A 1,233-nucleotide genomic window follows, 5' to 3' on the forward strand; every position below is an offset into this window, starting at 1 on the left:
TGCCGCCCAGGCCGCCCCGCGGCCGGCCGCAAAGCCCGCCGCCACCCGACGCGCGCCGGTCAGCGACACGCCGACCCGCGCCGAGGTGAAGGCGGAGACGGCGCAGGTGCTCGCCACCGGCGTGCAGCAGCTCGTCGTGACCGCCGACGAGAACGAGATGCGGATCGACCGCTTCCTCGAAAGCCGCTTTCCGCAGCTCTCCTTCAGCCACATCCAGCGCATCGTCCGGAAGGGCGAATTGCGCGTCAACGGCAAGCGCGCCGACAGCAAGGACCGGCTGGAGGAGGGGCAGACGGTCCGTATCCCACCGCTCAAGCTCGAGCCGCAGGAGAGCCGCCCGCGCTCGGCCAAGGCCGATGGCGACACGCTGGAGTTCCTGCGCTCGATCACGCTCTACGAGGACGAGGACGTCATGGTCCTCAACAAGCCGGCGGGGCTCGCCGTTCAGGGCGGCTCCGGCACGACGCGCCATGTCGACCAGATGCTCGACGTGCTGACGGACAAGAGCGGGCAGAAGCCGCGCCTCGTCCACCGGCTCGACAAGGACACGGCCGGCTGCCTCGTCATCGCCAAGTCGCGCTTCGCGGCGGCGACGCTGGCCAAGACCTTCCGCTCGCGCTCGGCCCGCAAGGTCTATTGGGCGCTGGTCGCCGGCGTGCCGCGGGTGCGCCAGGGCCGGATCTCGACCTATCTCGCCCGCGAGGAGGCCTATGACGGCGATCAGCGCATGGCGGTGGCGAAGCATGGCGAGGACGGCGCGATGCATGCCGTGACCTATTACGCCGTGGTCGAGACCGCGGCGCAGAAGCTCGGCTGGCTCTCGCTCAAGCCGGTGACGGGGCGCACCCACCAATTGCGGGCGCATGCCGCCCATATCGGCCATCCGATCGTGGGCGACCCGAAATATTTCAACATCCAGAACTGGGAGCTGCCCGGCGGCATCCAGAACAAGCTGCATCTGCTGGCGCGGCGCATCGTCGTGCCGCATCCGCGCGGCAAGGGCACGATCGACGTCAGCGCGCCGCTGCCGCCGCATATGCGCCAGTCCTGGAACCTGCTCGGCTTCGACGACGCGCCCTACGACCCGATCGTAGAGGCGCCTGACGAGTGATCGCCGCAGGGCAGAAGAGAACGATTGCGGAACAAAAGGAAATGTGTTTTCTTTTTGTTCCCATCCCTCCGACGCTGGTGCTCCGATGATCCGTTGCGCGTTTCTGCTGGCTGGCCTCGTTC

The 1,233-nt window shown here is 68.2% G+C and carries 1 protein-coding gene; it reads left to right on the top strand.

Going from position 1 to position 1,233, the window contains the following annotated elements:
* Nucleotides 1-1,111 (top strand): RluA family pseudouridine synthase (locus tag Q8M82_RS23280; protein ID WP_305693669.1); only part of this gene is annotated, 1,111 nt, incomplete at its 5' end.
* Nucleotides 1,112-1,233 lie beyond the last annotated feature (122 nt).

Origin of the sequence: Allobosea sp. (assembly GCF_030694325.1) — a bacterium.
Classification (GTDB): domain Bacteria; phylum Pseudomonadota; class Alphaproteobacteria; order Rhizobiales; family Beijerinckiaceae; genus Allobosea.